2 protein-coding genes are annotated in these 995 nt (G+C 64.7%); both read left to right on the plus strand.

The window, feature by feature from the left end; all coding sequences use genetic code 11:
* Nucleotides 1-207 precede the first annotated feature (207 nt).
* Nucleotides 208-504, plus strand: coding sequence for an integrase core domain-containing protein (locus EES43_RS15785; RefSeq protein WP_164493183.1), 297 nt, complete (start codon nt 208-210; stop codon nt 502-504).
* 261 nt (nt 505-765) lie between these two features.
* A partial coding sequence (locus EES43_RS15790) for a putative RNA methyltransferase (RefSeq protein ID WP_346774290.1) occupies nt 766-995 on the plus strand: 230 nt, incomplete at its 3' end.

Below are 995 nucleotides of genomic sequence, written 5' to 3' on the forward strand. Positions count from 1 at the left end.
TCACCTACATCCGGACGTTCCCCGGCTGGGTTTACGCGGCCTTCGTTATCGACGTGTTCTCTCGCGTGGTCGTCGGCCGGCAGGTCGCCACCAGCCTCTACACCGACCTCGCGCTCGATGCCCTGGAGATGGTGATCTGGCGCCGCCGGCACACTGGTGCCGACCTGGCCGGTCTCACACATCACTCGGACCGCGGAGTCCAATATCGTGCGATTCGTCACCGAGCGCCTCGAACAGGAAGCGGCCGTGGCCTCGGTCGGCTCCAAGGGCGACTCGTATGACAACGCCCTCGCCGAGGCGTTCAACAGCCTGTTCAAGGCCGAGCTGATCCGCAACAAGGGCCCCTGGACGTCCATCAGCGACGTCGAGATCGCGGTCGCGGAATACGTCGACTGGTTCAACCAGCGGCGTCTGCACGGCGAGCTCGGACACGTCACTCCCGCCGAGCGCGAGGCCGCCTACTACGCGACCGAACCCCACAAGTCATGCCAGAAAACCAGCTAACTCACTCTCCACAAAACCCGGTGCCTGACACGTAAGGTGGAGGCATGTGGACCCAGCACATCCAGGCTCTGTAATCACGAGGCGTTGAGGGCGATGCCGTAGGGCGTCGCCCTCCTTGGCGTGCCTGTTTACGTGATCCATCTCCCTTGTGCCGCCCACACCGAGGCGACGAGATGCCGGGCCTCGTTCTTCCTGAAACGGCGGCTTTAGAGAGCGCGTGCAGGCACGGTCCCTTCCCTTCACCGTCGCCTGGAGTGCCTCGTGCCTGCGTTGCTTCCCCCTGCCCTCGAACCAATTCTCGACTTGTTGCGCTGCCCGGTGTGCCGCGCCTGTCTCCGACCTGCCCGTGGCTCACTGCGCTGCCCGGAGGGCCACACCTTCGACATCGCCCGTCAGGGCTACGTCAGCCTGCTGACGGGTATCCGCGCCACCAGCGGTGACGACGCAGCCATGGTTCAGGCCCGAAACCGGTTCCTGTCCACTGGTAGGTA

This window comes from Streptomyces sp. ADI96-02, from assembly GCF_003846185.1.
In the GTDB taxonomy this organism is placed as follows: Bacteria; Actinomycetota; Actinomycetes; order Streptomycetales; family Streptomycetaceae; genus Streptomyces.